13 protein-coding genes and 2 pseudogenes are annotated in these 14636 nt (G+C 72.3%); 11 read left to right on the forward strand and 4 right to left on the reverse strand.

Annotated elements, in window-relative coordinates; all coding sequences use genetic code 11:
• Positions 1 to 238: 238 nt before the first annotated feature.
• From purU (BJF77_RS16560) to BJF77_RS16570, 3 genes are all read left to right on the forward strand, one after another.
• Positions 239 to 1159 carry a formyltetrahydrofolate deformylase gene (gene purU / locus BJF77_RS16560; RefSeq protein ID WP_083665224.1) on the forward strand — a complete coding sequence of 307 codons (921 nt, stop codon included), beginning with the start codon at positions 239 to 241 and terminating at the stop codon, positions 1157 to 1159.
• A 247-nt stretch (positions 1160 to 1406) separates the two neighbouring features.
• On the forward strand, positions 1407 to 2030 hold the full coding sequence (locus BJF77_RS16565; RefSeq protein WP_075872859.1) for a cyclodeaminase/cyclohydrolase family protein: 624 nt from the start codon (positions 1407 to 1409) through the stop codon (positions 2028 to 2030).
• The gene (locus tag BJF77_RS16570) at positions 2027 to 2920 is read left to right on the forward strand and encodes a bifunctional 5,10-methylenetetrahydrofolate dehydrogenase/5,10-methenyltetrahydrofolate cyclohydrolase (protein ID WP_075872860.1); all 894 of its coding nucleotides are present in this window, start codon (positions 2027 to 2029) and stop codon (positions 2918 to 2920) included. The genes BJF77_RS16565 and BJF77_RS16570 overlap by 4 nt, the downstream gene beginning before the upstream one ends.
• A gap of 126 nt (positions 2921 to 3046) precedes the next feature.
• Here BJF77_RS16570 and BJF77_RS16575 read toward each other — a convergent pair whose 3' ends face one another.
• Together BJF77_RS16575 and BJF77_RS16580 are read right to left on the reverse strand one after the other, a co-directional pair.
• Positions 3047 to 3712 carry a GntR family transcriptional regulator gene (locus BJF77_RS16575; RefSeq protein ID WP_047803166.1) on the reverse strand — a complete coding sequence of 222 codons (666 nt, stop codon included), beginning with the start codon at positions 3710 to 3712 and terminating at the stop codon, positions 3047 to 3049.
• A gap of 179 nt (positions 3713 to 3891) precedes the next feature.
• Complete coding sequence (locus tag BJF77_RS16580; protein WP_047803167.1) at positions 3892 to 4563, reverse strand: GntR family transcriptional regulator; 672 nt, start codon at positions 4561 to 4563, stop codon at positions 3892 to 3894.
• A gap of 151 nt (positions 4564 to 4714) precedes the next feature.
• On the opposite strand from BJF77_RS16580, the gene glyA reads away from it, so the two are divergent.
• The 8 genes and pseudogenes from glyA to purU (BJF77_RS16615) all read left to right on the forward strand — a co-directional run bounded on the left by glyA (position 4715) and on the right by purU (BJF77_RS16615) (position 13507).
• Complete coding sequence (gene glyA / locus BJF77_RS16585) at positions 4715 to 6085, forward strand: serine hydroxymethyltransferase (protein WP_047803168.1); 1371 nt, start codon at positions 4715 to 4717, stop codon at positions 6083 to 6085.
• Positions 6085 to 6450, forward strand: a pseudogene (locus BJF77_RS22875) (FAD-dependent oxidoreductase); the annotation flags it as partial. The gene glyA and the pseudogene BJF77_RS22875, both read left to right, overlap by 1 nt.
• A gap of 68 nt (positions 6451 to 6518) precedes the next feature.
• Positions 6519 to 7301, forward strand: coding sequence for an FAD-dependent oxidoreductase (locus BJF77_RS22880; RefSeq protein ID WP_369821435.1), 783 nt, complete (start codon positions 6519 to 6521; stop codon positions 7299 to 7301).
• 26 nt (positions 7302 to 7327) lie between these two features.
• Positions 7328 to 7615, forward strand: coding sequence for a sarcosine oxidase subunit delta (locus BJF77_RS16595; RefSeq protein ID WP_047803170.1), 288 nt, complete (start codon positions 7328 to 7330; stop codon positions 7613 to 7615).
• Positions 7612 to 10527, forward strand: a complete 2916-nt coding sequence (locus BJF77_RS16600; protein WP_187347292.1) for a sarcosine oxidase subunit alpha family protein — start codon at positions 7612 to 7614, stop codon at positions 10525 to 10527. The genes BJF77_RS16595 and BJF77_RS16600 overlap by 4 nt, the downstream gene beginning before the upstream one ends.
• Positions 10520 to 11209 (forward strand): sarcosine oxidase subunit gamma, encoded by a 690-nt coding sequence (locus BJF77_RS16605; RefSeq protein ID WP_047803171.1) that lies wholly within the window; start codon positions 10520 to 10522, stop codon positions 11207 to 11209. Before BJF77_RS16600 ends, BJF77_RS16605 begins: the two co-directional genes overlap by 8 nt.
• Positions 11209 to 12612 (forward strand): L-serine ammonia-lyase, encoded by a 1404-nt coding sequence (locus BJF77_RS16610; protein WP_075872861.1) that lies wholly within the window; start codon positions 11209 to 11211, stop codon positions 12610 to 12612. The genes BJF77_RS16605 and BJF77_RS16610 overlap by 1 nt, the downstream gene beginning before the upstream one ends.
• Positions 12613 to 12634: 22 nt before the next feature.
• A complete protein-coding gene (gene purU / locus BJF77_RS16615; protein ID WP_047803173.1) occupies positions 12635 to 13507 on the forward strand; it encodes a formyltetrahydrofolate deformylase in 873 nt (290 codons plus the stop codon).
• A gap of 230 nt (positions 13508 to 13737) precedes the next feature.
• On the opposite strand, the gene BJF77_RS16620 is transcribed toward purU (BJF77_RS16615), so the two are convergent.
• On the reverse strand, positions 13738 to 14418 hold the full coding sequence (locus BJF77_RS16620) for an MBL fold metallo-hydrolase (protein WP_047803174.1): 681 nt from the start codon (positions 14416 to 14418) through the stop codon (positions 13738 to 13740).
• Positions 14415 to 14636 (reverse strand): annotated as a pseudogene (locus tag BJF77_RS16625) (S-(hydroxymethyl)mycothiol dehydrogenase); the annotation flags it as partial. The gene BJF77_RS16620 and the pseudogene BJF77_RS16625, both read right to left, overlap by 4 nt.

A 14636-nucleotide genomic window follows, 5' to 3' on the forward strand; every position in this document is an offset into this window, starting at 1 on the left:
AAGATCTACGCCACCGGCGGCGTCCTCGTCCCCTCCGAACACCACATCGGCGCCTTCCACGACTGGATCACCGAAAAAATCGGCGACGTCGTCCCGACGTCGGGCGCCTAGGCGTCCCCTTCGCCGACGGCCCGGCCGGCGCGGTGCCACGACCGACCGGTCGGCGCCGCACCGCACCGGCCGGGCCGTCGGCACGCCGGCCTTCCCCAGCAGCCACTCATCCAGGCAGGAGTCCTCCATGACCGTCGTCGACAGCCTTCCCACCTCCGTGCAGCCGAACCCGGCCCCTGCGGCGGCCCCCGAAGGGCAGACGCTCCCCCAGTTCGTGCTGACGATCACGTGTCAGGACCAGGTGGGGATCGTCCACGCCGTCACCGAGTTCCTTCTCGCCCACGGGGCCAACATCAAGGAGCACCAGCAGTTCGACGACCCGGTGCACGGCCTCGTCCACCTGCGCACCGCCTTCACCGGTCCGCACGAGCTGCGCCTGGAGACGCTGGAGACGAACTTCGTGGCCACCGCCGACCGGTTCGGCATGCGCTACCGCATCCACGACCAGACGCCGCCCCGGCTGCTCGTCATGGTGTCCAAGGGCGGCCACTGCCTCAACGACCTGATCTTCCGCTGGCGGGCCGGTGGCCTCGGAGGGGAGATCGCCCTGGTGGTCTCCAACCACGAGGACCTCCGTCCCATGGCCGAAGCGGCGGGCCTGACGTACCTCCACATCCCCGTGTCCCCGGCCACCAAGCGGGAGGCGGAGCAGCGGCTGCTGGACCTGGTCGAGGAGCACGACATCGACCTCGTGGTGCTCGCGCGCTACATGCAGATCCTCTCGGATGACCTGTGCACGGCGCTGAAGGGGCGAGCCATCAACATCCACCACTCCTTCCTGCCCGGCTTCAAGGGGGCACGGCCCTACCACCAGGCCTACGAGCGCGGCGTGAAGCTGGTCGGCGCCACCGCCCACTACGTCACGGCCGACCTGGACGAGGGACCGATCATCGAGCAGGAGGTCATCCGGGTGGACCACACCCATGATCCACGGGCCCTGTCCACCGTGGGACAGGACGCCGAGGCGCTGGCCCTGTCCCGGGCGGTCCGCTGGCACTGCGAGCACCGCGTGCTCCTGGAGGGGTCCAGTACCGTCGTCTTCCGCTGAGCCCCGCGGTCCCTGCCGAAAGCCCCGGGCGTTGCCGCGCGGGCCGGTCCGGCACGGTGACCGCCCCACGACCCGGAGAAGGCGCGTCGGCGCGGAGGGACCCTTCCGCCCCCAGCACCGCCTCCACCTGGTCTGCGGCCCCGATCCTGCTTCGCCACCGGGCTCGGGGCCGCAGCTCTCCGCCCGCCGGCGGCCTCACCGTCCGCCGGCGACGTCCGCCACCAACGCCCACCCCAGGAGACAGCACATGATCGGTTCGGAGACCCTCAACGACTATCTGGAGCGCCTGGCGTCCCGTGAGCCCACCCCCGGAGGTGGAGCGGCCGGGGCCCTGCACGCGGCCCAGGGCGCCGCCCTGATCGCCATGGTGGCGCGCTACACCACCGGGGCGCGGTACGCCCAGCACGAGGAGGAGTCCCTCCGGATCGCCGCCCGCGCCGACGACATCATCCCCGCGGCGCTGCAGCTGGCGGACGACGACGAGAAGGCCTTCGCGGCCGTGATCGCCGCCTACCGGCTGCCCTCGGCCTCGGACGAGGACCGTGCCGCCCGGAGCCGGGCCATCCAGGAGGCCACGGTCGCGGCGGCCGCCCCGCCGCGGGCGCTGATCGGCCTCGCGACGGAGGTCGTCGACCTGGGACGGCAGCTGGCCGAGTTCAGCAACCCCAACGTGATCAGCGACGTGGCCGCCGCCTCCGAGGCGGCCCGCGCCGCGATCGCCACGGCCCTGATCACGCTGGACATGAACATCAACGCGATCACGGACGAGCGGACCCGGACGGAGTTCCGGGACGAGCTCCACCATGCGCACAACGCCATCCTGGCGGCCCAGGTCGTGACGGACCGCGTGCGGGAGAAGGTGATGGCATGACCGCGCTCCAGCTGCTCGGGAAACCCGTCGCGCAACAGCTGCGGGCCGAGACCGAGACCAATGTCGCCGCCCTGCACCAGCGCGGGGTGCTCCCCGGCCTCGCGGTCGTGGTGGCCACCGACAACGAGGCGACCCTGTGGTACGTGCGCTCCATCGCGCGGGCCGCGGACAAGGCGGGGGTGCGCTGCACGGTCGTCGATCTCGGCGCCGGAGCCGGAGCCGACGAGATCGCCTCGGCGCTCACGCTGCTGAGCGCCGACGAGGACGTCCACGGCATCATCCTGCAGACCCCCCTGCCGCCGGGAGTGGCCGCGGACGAGCTGGTGGCCCACATCAGCGCCGCCAAGGACGTCGACGGCGCCAATCCCCTCAGCCTGGGCCGCCTGACCGTGGGCCAGCAGGCCTTCGCCCCCGCTACGGCCCGGGCGGTGGTGGAGATCCTGGAGCACTACGAGATCCCCCTCGCCGGCCGGCACGTGTCGGTGGTGGGCCGCTCGGCGGTCGTCGGCAAGCCGCTGCTGCAGCTCCTGCTCCGGCGCGACGCCACCGTCACCGTCTGCCACTCCCGCTCCCGTCCCCTGGAGCGGTACACGGCGGAGGCGGAGATCGTGGTCGCGGCGGTGGGGCGGCCCGGACTGGTCACCGGTGCGCATCTCCGGCCCGGAGCGGTGGTCGTCGACGTGGGCACCAACGTCCTCGACAATGGTGATCTCGTCGGCGACGTGGAGCCCCTTTCGGCGGCGGAGGTCGCGTCGGCCCTCACGCCGGTGCCCGGGGGCGTGGGCACGGTGACCACCGCCCTCCTCGTCCTGCACACCACCCAGGCGGCGCTGCAGCTCACCGAGGAGCCGGCCTCCGCACGGACGCTGGAGTCCGGCACCCCGTCCTGACCACAGCACGACGCTCTGTCGCGCGGACGCGGTGGGCCCGCGCGACAGAGCGGCCTCGAGCGGGGTGCCCCTGCCACGTCCGTCCCGGCCCGGACGATCCAGGGCGGCGCGTGCTCCCCGGGCGGCTCAGAGGACCTGGCGGATCTGCGTCTCGAAGTCCCTGACGTGGGTGAGCATGATGCCGGCGGCCTCCTCGGCGTCGCCCTCCAGCACGGCCGTCAGCAGGGCGCTGTGGACGGTGATGTGCTCCTGCAGCTCAGGGATCCGGTCGGCCACCACGCACCAGATCCGGGTGGCCAGGTTGCTGTAGCGCTCCAGCGTGGCCTGCAGGTGGGAGTTGCCGGCCGCCGCGTAGATCGCACGGTGGATCCGCACGTCCCAGCGCAGCGCCTCGTCCCGGTCCAGCCGCTCGTTCTCCGGGTTCGCCAGCCGGTCCCGCAGCTCCTCCAGCTGGGAGCGGACGCCGCCCCCGCGTCGCTCGGCCGCCAGCTGGGCGGCGAGGGGCTCCAGCACCTCACGGACCTGGGAGATCTCCGAGAGCGCGGTGATGTCCACGGTGGTGGCGAACGTCCCGCGGCGGGAGTAGGTGACCACCAGGTGCTCGGACTCGAGCCGCTTGAGCGCCTCGCGCAGCGGGGTCCGCCCGAGGTGCAGCTCCTGGGAGAGGCGCCCCTCGTTGAGGGGGGCTCCCGGCGGGATGTCCAGGAAGATCAGGCGGTCCTGCAGCTGCAGGAACGCCCGGTCGGCCAGGGAGAGCGGCTCGTCCTGGACGGAGGCGGGGGTGATGGACATGACGTGATGCGCACTTTCCGTTCGTGGCCGGGGAGCTGCCGTGGGCGGACACGCTCTCCCTGGAGGGCCTTGTTCCTACCGTAGCCCCAAGCGCCGGGCGGAGCGGACCGCGGGCAGTCCCGTCGACCGGCCCGGCCTCTCGCGAGCGGGCCGGCGAGGCCGGCTCCTGCCGCACGGGATCACAGGATGCCGCGCATGGTGCGCTCGAAGCTGCTCACGTGCGCGAGGGCGAGCTCGGCCGCCTCCTCGGCGTGCCCCGCGGCGATCGCCTCCAGCAGGTCCACGTGCTCGTGCACGTGCCCGCCGACCGTGGGCACCCGGTCCAGGACGAGGCACCAGATGCGCGTGGCGAGATTGTCCAGCCGCACCAGCGTCTCCTCGAGGTGCGCGTTGCCCGTCGCCCGGTAGATCAGCCGGTGGACCATGAGGTCCGACCGCATGAAGTCCTGGTTCGTCGGCGCGCCGCCGCCGAGGTCCCCGAGGGCGCGGGCCAGGTCCTGCATCTGCTGCCGGGCAGGTGGAGAGGCCGCCAGCGCGGCCTTCCGGGCGGCGAGCGGCTCCAGGTTCCGGCGGAGCTCGGAGACGTCGGACAGTGCCGTGATGTCCACCTGCGTGGCGAAGGTGCCCCGCCGGGGGTAGGAGACCACCAGGTGGTCCGTCTCCAGCCGTTTGAGCGCCTCGCGCAGCGGCGTCCTGCCGATGCCCATCTCGGCGGCCAGGTGGGCGTCCTGGATCATGGCGCCGGGGCGGATCTCGAGCACGGTCAGCCGGTCGCGCAGCAGCCGGTAGGCCTGCTCCGCCATCGACTCGGGCGCTTCCGTGCCGTGCTCGGTGGATGTGGCGACGCTCATGGCTTCACTCCTCGTTCGGGTCCGACACGGAGGCCGCGGGACGCGTGCCGTCATCCGTTGACACCTCTCCAGGCCTAGCATACCTTTGAACCACAGCTGATATATCAAACTCGTATCAGCCGCTGAATGCGACTCGCTTAGGAGCTCAGGGATGCCCGATCTGAACACTCGCCTGGCCGACGCCGACCCGGAGGTGGCGGCGGCCATCGACCAGGAGCTGATCCGTCAGCAGTCCACGCTGGAGATGATCGCCTCGGAGAACTTCGCCCCGGCCGCGGTCATGGAGGCGCAGGGCTCGGTGCTCACCAACAAGTACGCCGAGGGCTACCCGGGCCGGCGCTACTACGGCGGCTGCGAGCACGTGGACATCGTCGAGCAGCTGGCCATCGACCGGATCAAGGCCCTGTTCGGCGCCGAGCACGCCAACGTCCAGCCGCACTCCGGGGCCCAGGCCAACGCCGCGGTGATGCACGCCCTGCTCACGCCCGGGGACACGATCCTGGGACTGGACCTGGCCCACGGCGGGCACCTGACCCACGGGATGAAGCTCAACTTCTCCGGCAGGCTCTACAAGGTGGCCGCCTACGGCGTCGCCGCGGACGACCACCTCATCGACATGGCGGAGGTGGAGCGGCTCGCGCTCGAGCACCGGCCCCAGCTCATCGTGGCCGGCTGGTCCGCCTACCCCCGCCACCTGGACTTCGCCGAGTTCCGCCGGATCGCCGACAGTGTCGGGGCCTACCTGATGGTGGACATGGCCCACTTCGCGGGCCTGGTCGCCGCGGGGCTGCACCCCTCCCCCGTGCCGTACGCCGATGTGGTGACCACGACCACCCACAAGACGCTCGGCGGTCCGCGGGGCGGGGTGATCCTGTGCAAGCAGGAGCTGGCGAAGAAGATCAACTCCGCGGTGTTCCCCGGCCAGCAGGGCGGCCCGCTGGAGCACGTGGTCGCGGCCAAGGCGGTGGCCTTCAAGTACGCCGCCGGCGAGGAGTTCCGGGAGCGCCAGGCCCGCACCCTGGAGGGCGCCGAGATCCTCGCCCTCCGGCTGCTCTCCCCCGACGTGATGGCCACCGGGATCAGCCTGGTCAGCGGCGGCACCGACGTGCACCTGGTGCTCGTGGACCTGCGCGACTCCGAGCTCGACGGCCAGCAGGCCGAGGACCGCCTGCACCGCATCGGGATCACGGTCAACCGCAACGCCGTGCCCTTCGACCCGCGCCCGCCGATGGTCTCCTCCGGGCTGCGGATCGGCACCCCGGCCCTGGCCACGCGCGGCTTCGGCGCCGCCGAGTTCACCGAGGTCGCCGACATCATCGCCCAGGCGCTGATCCAGCCGCTCACCGAGGAGCTCACCGAGCGGCTGCGCGGACGCGTCACGGCCCTGGCCGAGGCCTTCCCCCTGTACCCGGACCTGTCCCCGCTCGGCCGGCCCCGGGCGGAGGAGCCGGCCGTCGAGGCCTCCTCCGACGAGCTGTCCGCCGCGGAGCGGGCCTCCTCCATCCTGAACGGAGTGTCGTAATGGCCGATCTGCTTCCGGAGCACCCGGACTTCCTCTGGCACAACCCGGACCCGAAGACCTCCTACGACGCCGTCATCGTCGGCGGTGGCGGGCACGGGCTGGCCACCGCCTACTACCTGGCCAAGAACCACGGGATGACCAACATCGCGGTGCTCGAGCGCGGGTGGCTGGCCGGCGGGAACATGGCCCGCAACACCACGATCATCCGGTCCAACTACCTGTGGGACGAGTCCGCGGCGATGTACGAGCACTCCCTGAAGCTGTGGGAGCAGCTGCCGGAGGAGCTGGAGTACGACTTCCTCTTCTCCCAGCGCGGGGTGATGAACCTGGCCCACACCCTGGGCGACGTGCGCGAGTCCGTGCGCCGCGTCAACGCGAACAAGCTCAACGGCATCGACGCGGAGTGGATCACCCCGGACCAGGTCAAGGAACTGTGCCCGATCATCAACGTCGACGACGACCTGCGCTATCCCGTGATGGGGGCGACCTACCAGCCCGCGCCGGGATCGCCAAGCACGACCACGTCGCGTGGGCCTTCGCGCGCAAGTGCGACGAGTTCGGCGTGGACATCATCCAGAACTGCGAGGTCACCGGCTTCCTGAAGGACGGTGACCGGGTGGTCGGGGTGGAGACCTCCCGGGGCACCATCCACGCGGGCAAGGTGGGGCTCTGCGGGGCCGGGCACTCCTCGGTGCTGGCGGAGCTGGCCGGGTTCCGGCTGCCCATCCAGTCCCACCCGCTGCAGGCCCTCGTCTCGGAGCTGCACGAGCCGGTCCACCCGACGGTGGTGATGTCCAACCACGTGCACGTCTACGTCTCCCAGGCCCACAAGGGCGAGCTGGTGATGGGCGCCGGGGTGGACGCCTACACCGGCTACGGCCAGCGCGGGGCCTTCCACGTGATCGAGGAGCAGATGGCCGCGGCCGTGGAGCTGTTCCCGATCTTCGCCCGGGCGCACGTGCTGCGCACCTGGGGCGGGATCGTGGACGTCACCCTGGACGCCTCCCCGATCGTGTCCAGGACGCCGGTGGACCAGCTCTACGTCAACTGCGGATGGGGCACGGGCGGGTTCAAGGGCACGCCGGGCGCCGGCTACTCCTTCGCCCACACCATCGCCACGGACGAAGCCCACCCGCTCAACGAGCCGTTCTCCCTGGAGCGGTTCGAGACCGGGATCCTCATCGACGAGCACGGCGCCGCCGCCGTGGCCCACTGACCCGCCCACCAGGAGGCAGGAACACCATGCTGCTGATCGAGTGCCCCTACTGCGGGCCACGCGACGAGACCGAGTACCAGTACGGCGGGGAGGCGCACGTGCCCTACCCCGAGGACCCCTCCCGGCTCTCCGACCAGGAGTGGGCCGAGTACCTCTTCTACCGCAACAACCCCAAGGGCCTGCTCGCCGAGCGATGGGCGCACACCGCCGGGTGCCGTCGCTGGTTCAACGTGGTGCGCAACACCGTGACCTACGAGATCGCGGCCGTCTACCGCATGGGCGAGACCGCCCCGCAGATCGGAGGAGTCCGGTGACCGACCAGACCTACCGCCTGCCGCCGGAGCGCAGCGCCGCGAGCAGCATCGACCGCACGAAGCCGCTGAGCTTCACCTTCGACGGCGAGCAGGTCTCCGGCTACGCCGGGGACACCCTCGCCTCGGCCCTGCTCGCCGCCGGCCGGATCACCTGCGGGGACTCCATGTACCTGGGCCGTCCGCGCGGGATCCTGGCCGCCGGCGTCGAGGAGCCCAACGCGCTCGTGAAGGTCGGCGCCCGGTCGGGCGTGGACGTCGACGAGTCCATGCTCCCGGCCACGTCCGTGGAGCTGAACGACGGGCTCTCCGCCGGCTACCTCCGCGGTCTGGGCCGGCTGGACCCGCGCAAGGACCGGGCCGTGTACGACCGCAAGTACGTCCACACGGACGTGCTGGTCGTCGGGGCCGGGCCCGCCGGGCTGACCGCGGCCCGGGAGGCGGCCCGCTCCGGAGCGCGGGTGATGCTGCTGGACGAGCAGCCCGAGGCCGGCGGCTCCCTGCTGTCCGGGCGGGACGAGGTCGTCGACGGCGTGCCGGCCCGCACCTGGGTGTCCGAGACCGCCGCATCGCTGGCCGACGCCCCGGAGGTCACGGTCCTGCAGCGCACCACGGTGATCGGCAGCTATGACGCCAACTACGTCGTGGCCGTCCAGCGCCGCACCGACCACCTCGGCGGACCTCCCTCCCCGGCGGTCTCCAGGGAGCGGATCTGGCACGTGCGCGCCCGCCAGGTGGTGCTGGCCACCGGGGCCCACGAACGGCCGGTCGTCTTCGAGAACAACGACCGCCCGGGGATCATGCTCGCCGGCGCCGTGCGCACCTATCTCAATCGGTACGGCGTGGCCGCGGGCTCGCGGGTGGTGGTGGCCACCACCAACGACTCCGCCTACGCCGTGGTCGCGGACCTCGTGGCCGCGGGCGTGGACGTCGCCGCCGTGGTCGACTCCCGCGAGGACGTCCACGGGGCCCCGGCCGCGGTCGTGGCCGGCACCGGGGTGCCGCTGTTCAGCGGCAGCGCCGTGGTCGACACCCTCGGCGAGGGCGAGGGCGGGCGCGTCAGCGGCGTCGTCGTCAGCGCCGTCGACGACCGCGGCGGCCTGACGGGATCGCCGCGGACCATCCAGGCCGACCTGCTGGCCGTCTCCGGCGGTTGGACCCCCGTGGTGCACCTGCACAGCCAGCGCCAGGGAAAGCTCACCTGGAACGAGCGGCTCGCCGCCTTCGTCCCCGCCGCTCCCGTGCCGGGCCAGCAGACCGCCGGAGCCCTCAACGGCACCACCGACCTGGCCTGGTGCCTGACCGAGGGCGCGGCGGCCGGCGCCGAGGCGGCCCGCCGGGCCGGTTTCGAGGGCAGCCCCGAGACCCCCCGGGCGGAGAGCGTGGAGTCCGCGCCCGTGCGCCCGCTGTGGCTCGTGCCCGGCCGCACCGGGGAGCCCGCCGAGTGGCGGCACCACTTCGTGGACCTGCAGCGGGACCAGACCGTGGCCGACGTCCTGCGCTCGGTCGGGGCGGGGATGCGATCGGTGGAGCACGTGAAGCGCTACACCTCCATCTCCACGGCCAACGACCAGGGCAAGACCTCGGGGGTCAACGCCATCGGCGTGATCGCCGCGGCCCTGAACACCGAGGACGTCGGCGGGATCGGCACCACCACCTACCGCGCCCCCTACACCCCGGTGGCCTTCGCCGCGCTCGCCGGCCGACAGCGCGGCGAGCTGTTCGACCCCGCCCGCCGCACCCCGATGCACGAGTGGCACGTGGCGCGCGGGGCGCTGTTCGAGGACGTCGGGCAGTGGAAGCGGCCCTGGTACTACCCGCAGGCCGGGGAGGACATGGACACCGCCGTGCTGCGCGAGTGCGCCGCCGTGCGCGAGAGCGTCGGGTTCATGGACGCCACCACCCTGGGCAAGATCGAGATCCGGGGCAAGGACGCCGGGGAGTTCCTGAACCGGGTCTACACGAACGCGTTCAAGAAGCTCAAGGCCGGCATGGGCCGCTACGGCGTGATGTGCACCGCCGACGGCATGGTGTTCGACGACGGCGTCACGCTGCGCCTGGACGAGGACCGCTACCTGATGACCACGACCACCGGTGGGGCCGCCAAGGTGCTGGAGTGGCTCGAGGAGTGGTCGCAGACCGAGTGGCCCGAGCTCGACGTGGTGTGCACCTCCGTGACGGAGCAGTGGGCGACCGTCGCCGTCGTCGGCCCGCGGTCCCGGGACGTGATCGCGAAGCTGGCCCCGGAGCTGGACGTCTCCCAGGACGCGTTCCCGTTCATGGCCTTCCGCGAGACCACGCTGGCCTCGGGGATCCCGGCGCGGATCTGCCGCATCTCCTTCTCCGGGGAGCTGGCCTTCGAGATCAACGTGGCCGGCTGGTACGGGCTCGCCGTGTGGGAGGCCGTGGCCGCGGCCGGGGAGGAGTTCGGCATCACCCCCTACGGCACGGAGACGATGCACGTGCTGCGCGCGGAGAAGGCCTTCCCGATCGTGGGCCAGGACACCGACGGCACCGTCACCCCGCAGGACCTGGGCATGGACTGGGTGGTGTCCAAGACCAAGGACTTCATCGGCAAGCGCTCCTACGACCGGCCCAGTGCCACCAGCGACGACCGCAAGCAGCTCGTGGCCGTGCTGCCCGTGGACCCGGAACGCCGCCTGCCGGAGGGCGCTCAGCTGATCGTCCACGGCACGCCCGTCACGCCGCAGGAGGGCCCCGTGCCCATGGAGGGCCACGTGACCTCCAGCTACCGCAGCGCCGCCCTGGGGCGCACGTTCGGCCTGGCGCTGGTGAAGAACGGCCGCAACCGCATCGGCGAGACGCTCCAGGCCCCGCTCGACGGGGAACTGGTGGACGTGGTGCTCGCCGAACCCGTGCTCTACGACCCCGAAGGGAAGCGCCGAGATGGCTGATCAGCTCCTGACCGACGACGTCACCGACACCACGGCACTGCGTCGCAGCCCGCTCGCGCACCTCGCGCAGCAGATGCACGAGCGGACGGTGCCGGGCGAGCGGGGCGTGGCCCTGCGCGAGGTCCCCTACCTCACCATGGTGGGCCTGCGGGTGGTCCCCGGCACCGCGGCGGCCGAGTCCGTGACCGCCGCGGCGGGGGTTCCCCTGCCCGGCGGCCACGGGCAGGTCACCGGCTCCCCGGACGGCACCGCCGTGCTGTGGCAGGGCCCCGACGAGTTCCTGCTCGTCGGTCCCGAGGGCGCCGGGCCCGCGGCGATCGGCTCCGCGGGGAGCGACCTCCGTGAGGCCGCCGCCGACGACGCGGGCACCGCCGCCGGGCTGGCCCGGGCCCTGGGCAGCGAGCCGGGACAGGCCGTGGACCTGTCGGCCAACCGCACCACGCTGGAGCTGTCCGGGCCCTCGGCCCGGGCCGTGCTCGAGAAGGGCTGCCCGATCGACCTGCACCCGCGGGCCTTCGGGCCGGGGACCGCCGTGGCCACGACCCTCGGACCGGTGCAGGTGCTGCTGTGGCAGACCGCCGAGCAGGTCTACCGGCTCCTGCCGCGGGCCTCCTTCGCCGACTACACGGCCCGCTGGCTGCTGGACGCCATGACGGAGTACGCGGCTCCCGAGGTTCCCTGATGGCCCTGTCCGTCCTGGACCTGTTCTCCGTCGGCATCGGCCCCTCCTCGTCCCACACGGTGGGGCCGATGCGGGCCGCCCGGCTGTTCACGGAGGGCCTGGCCGGGGACGGTCTGCTCGGCTCGGTCTCCCGGGTCCGGTCCGAGCTGTTCGGCTCGCTCGGGGCCACCGGGCACGGGCACGGCTCGGACAAGGCCGTGATCCTGGGCCTGCAGGGTGAGGACCCGGAGACCGTGGACACCGACACGGCCGACGCCCGGGTGCGGTCGAGCACGGAGCGCGGGCAGCTGTGCCTGGGAGGGACCCACCCGATTTCCTTCGACCGCGCCGAGGACGTCGTGATGCACCGGCGCAAGTCGCTGCCGGCGCATCCCAACGGCATGGCGTTCTTGGCCTACGGGACGGACGGCGAGCTGGTGCGGGAGCGCACCTTCTACTCGGTCGGCGGCGGATTCGTGGTCGACGGTGACGTGTCCGGGGCGGACCGCATCGTCCAGGACACCACCGAGGTGCCCTTTCCCTTCAGCACCGGCCGGCAGCTCCTGGAGCACTGCCGGCGCGAGGGGACCTCGATCGCCGGGATCATGCTCGCCAACGAGCTGTCCTGGCGCAGCGAGGAGCAGCTCCGCTCGAGCCTGCTGCACATCTGGTCCGTGATGCAGGAGTGCGTGGAGAACGGCTGCACGCGCACGGAGGCCCGGCTGCCCGGAGGACTGAAGGTCCGCCGCCGGGCGCCGGCCCTGCGGACCCGGTTGCGGGAGGCCGAGGCGGCCGCCGCCGCCGATCCTGACCGGCCGGCGTCGGATCCGCTGCAGGCCATGGAGTGGATCAACCTCTACGCCCTGGCGGTCAACGAGGAGAACGCCTCCGGCGGACGGATCGTGACCGCCCCGACCAACGGGGCGGCGGGCATCATTCCCGCCGTGCTGCACTACTACGCCCGGTTCATCGCCGGGGCGGACGAGGACGGCGTGGTGGAGTTCCTGCTGACGGCGGCGGCCGTCGGCATCCTCATCAAGGAGAACGCCTCCATCTCCGGCGCGGAGATGGGCTGCCAGGGCGAGGTGGGATCGGCCTGCTCCATGGCCGCCGCAGGCCTGTGCGCGGTCCTCGGCGGCACCCCGGAGCAGGTGGAGAACGCCGCCGAGGTCGGCATGGAGCACAACCTCGGGCTGACCTGCGACCCGGTGGGCGGGCTCGTGCAGATCCCGTGCATCGAGCGCAACGCGATCGCCTCCGTCAAGGCCATCAATGCCGCGCGCCTCGCCCTCCAGGGCGACGGCGAGCACACGGTCTCGCTCGACCAGGTCATCAAGACCATGCGCGAGACCGGCAAGGACATGAAGATCAAGTACAAGGAGACCTCCCGTGGTGGACTGGCCGTCAACGTCGTCGAATGCTGAACCGCACCTGCAGCCGGAGACGGTGCTCACCGCACCCTCCACGACCGAGCTGGTGCTGACCCTCGACTGCCCCGAGAAGCCGGGGATCGTGCACGCCGTCAGCGGCGTGCTGCTGGAGCACGGCTGCAACATCGTGGAACTGACCCAGTTCGACGACCGCCGGCTCGGCCACTTCTTCATGCGCGTCCACGTGGCCCCGGCCACGGGCGAGGCGCTCGACGCGGAGAGCCTGCGGCAGGACCTGACACCGGTGGCCGAGCGGTTCGGCATGCGCTGGGAGCTCAACGAGCACCAGGCGAAGCGGCGGGTGCTGGTGATGGTCTCCAAGTTCGGCCACTGCCTCAACGACCTGCTCTTCCGGGCCCGCACGGGCGAGCTGCCCGTGGACATCGTCGCGGTCGTCTCCAACCACCGGGACCACCAGCGCCTGGTGGAGTGGCACGGCATCCCGTTCTTCCACGTGCCCGTCACCCGGGACACCAAGCCCGCGGCGGAGGCGCGCCTGCTGGAGCTGGTGGACCGCTTCGAGGTGGATCTCGTGGTCCTGGCCCGCTACATGCAGGTGCTCAGCGACTCGCTGGCCACCCGGATGGAAGGACGGGTGATCAACATCCACCACTCGTTCCTGCCGTCATTCAAGGGCGCCAAGCCCTACCACCAGGCCTACGACCGCGGGGTGAAGACCGTGGGCGCCACGGCGCACTACGTCAACGCCGAGCTGGACGAGGGCCCGATCATCGCCCAGCAGGTGGTGACCGTGGACCACACCTTCGGCCCCGAGGACCTCGTGGCCGCCGGCCGCGACACCGAGTGCAAGGCCCTCTCCGACGCCGTCCGGTGGCACTGCGAGGGGCGGGTCATCCTGCACGGGAACCGCACCGTCGTCCTGCGCTGACCGGCGGCCGCCCGCGCCTCGAGAGCCTCCGTGGTGGGTGTCCGCACCCACCACGGAGGCTCTTTCGCCTGCCTGGGGCCCGTACGGCTGCCCTGCGCCCCGTACGGCTGGCGGCGGCAGGACCAGCGGGTCCCGCCGTTCGGGCCGGGCCCCGAACGACAGGTCCCCCCGGAGGCGGGTGCCTCCGGGGGGATCGGTCCTGCAGGGTGCCGGCAGACGGCTCTCCCGGCTCAGTGGCCGCGGTCGATCCACTCCTGCAGGTGCGGGGCCTCGGCCCCGATCGTGGTGGGATCCCCGTGCCCGGTGAGCACCTCGGTCTCCGGCGGGAGGGTCAGCAGCCGTTCGCGGATCGACCCGATGATCGTGCCGAAGTCGCTGTAGGAGCGGCCGGTGGCCCCGGGCCCGCCCTGGAACAGGGTGTCCCCGGAGAACACGACGCCGTGCTCGCCCAGCTCCGGTGCGTGGAAGCACACCGAGCCCGGGGAGTGGCCGGGGGTGTGCACGGCCGTGAGCCGCACCCCGTCCAGCGCGAAGGTGTCCCCGTCGTCGATGGCCCGGTCGAAGAGGGCGGACGGATAGACCTGCTCCCACAGCATCGTGTCGGCCGGATGCAGGTACACCGGCGCCCGCACCTCGTCGGCGACCTCGCGCACGGCGCGGATGTGGTCGTCGTGGCCGTGCGTGAGCAGGACGGCCACCACGGTGCGTCCGGCCACCGCCCGGACCACGGCCGAGGGGTCGTGGGCGGGGTCGATCACCAGGCACCGCTCGTCGTCGCCGACGAGCCACACGTTGTTCTCGACCTCCCACGTGCCCCCGTCCAGGGAGAACGTCCCGGAGGTCACCAGATGCTCGACCTTCACCCGGCCGGAGGCGTCGGCGCGCTGCGGCGCGGCCTGCTGCTCGGTCATCGGGCCGCTCCTGCCGGTGCGGCGGCGGCGTCCACGGCGTCGCTCTCCTCGGGGCCGGTCCCGCCCCGGGGGATCTCCACGACGGAGCGCAGGACGGTGCCGGCCTTCATCTTCGCAAAGGCCTCCTCGACGTCGCCCAGACCGATCCGCTCGCTCACGAACCCGTCGAGGTCCAGCCGGCCCAGCCGGTACTGGTCCACCAGCATCGGGAAGTCCCT

Source organism: Kocuria sp. CNJ-770 (assembly GCF_001942375.1).
GTDB classification, from domain to species: domain Bacteria; phylum Actinomycetota; class Actinomycetes; order Actinomycetales; family Micrococcaceae; genus Kocuria; species Kocuria oceani.

Bases quoted from the DNA above. Each gene is read 5' to 3' on its own strand.
- purU (WP_083665224.1), top strand. From the start codon at position 239: ATGACCGTCGTCGACAGCCTTCCCACCTCCGTGCAGCCGAACCCGGCC.
- BJF77_RS16565 (WP_075872859.1), top strand. From the start codon at position 1,407: ATGATCGGTTCGGAGACCCTCAACGACTATCTGGAGCGCCTGGCGTCC.
- BJF77_RS16570 (WP_075872860.1), top strand. From the start codon at position 2,027: ATGACCGCGCTCCAGCTGCTCGGGAAACCCGTCGCGCAACAGCTGCGG.
- BJF77_RS16575 (WP_047803166.1), bottom strand. From the start codon at position 3,712: ATGTCCATCACCCCCGCCTCCGTCCAGGACGAGCCGCTCTCCCTGGCC.
- BJF77_RS16580 (WP_047803167.1), bottom strand. From the start codon at position 4,563: ATGAGCGTCGCCACATCCACCGAGCACGGCACGGAAGCGCCCGAGTCG.
- glyA (WP_047803168.1), top strand. From the start codon at position 4,715: ATGCCCGATCTGAACACTCGCCTGGCCGACGCCGACCCGGAGGTGGCG.
- BJF77_RS16595 (WP_047803170.1), top strand. From the start codon at position 7,328: ATGCTGCTGATCGAGTGCCCCTACTGCGGGCCACGCGACGAGACCGAG.
- BJF77_RS16605 (WP_047803171.1), top strand. From the start codon at position 10,520: ATGGCTGATCAGCTCCTGACCGACGACGTCACCGACACCACGGCACTG.
- BJF77_RS16610 (WP_075872861.1), top strand. From the start codon at position 11,209: ATGGCCCTGTCCGTCCTGGACCTGTTCTCCGTCGGCATCGGCCCCTCC.
- BJF77_RS16620 (WP_047803174.1), bottom strand. From the start codon at position 14,418: ATGACCGAGCAGCAGGCCGCGCCGCAGCGCGCCGACGCCTCCGGCCGG.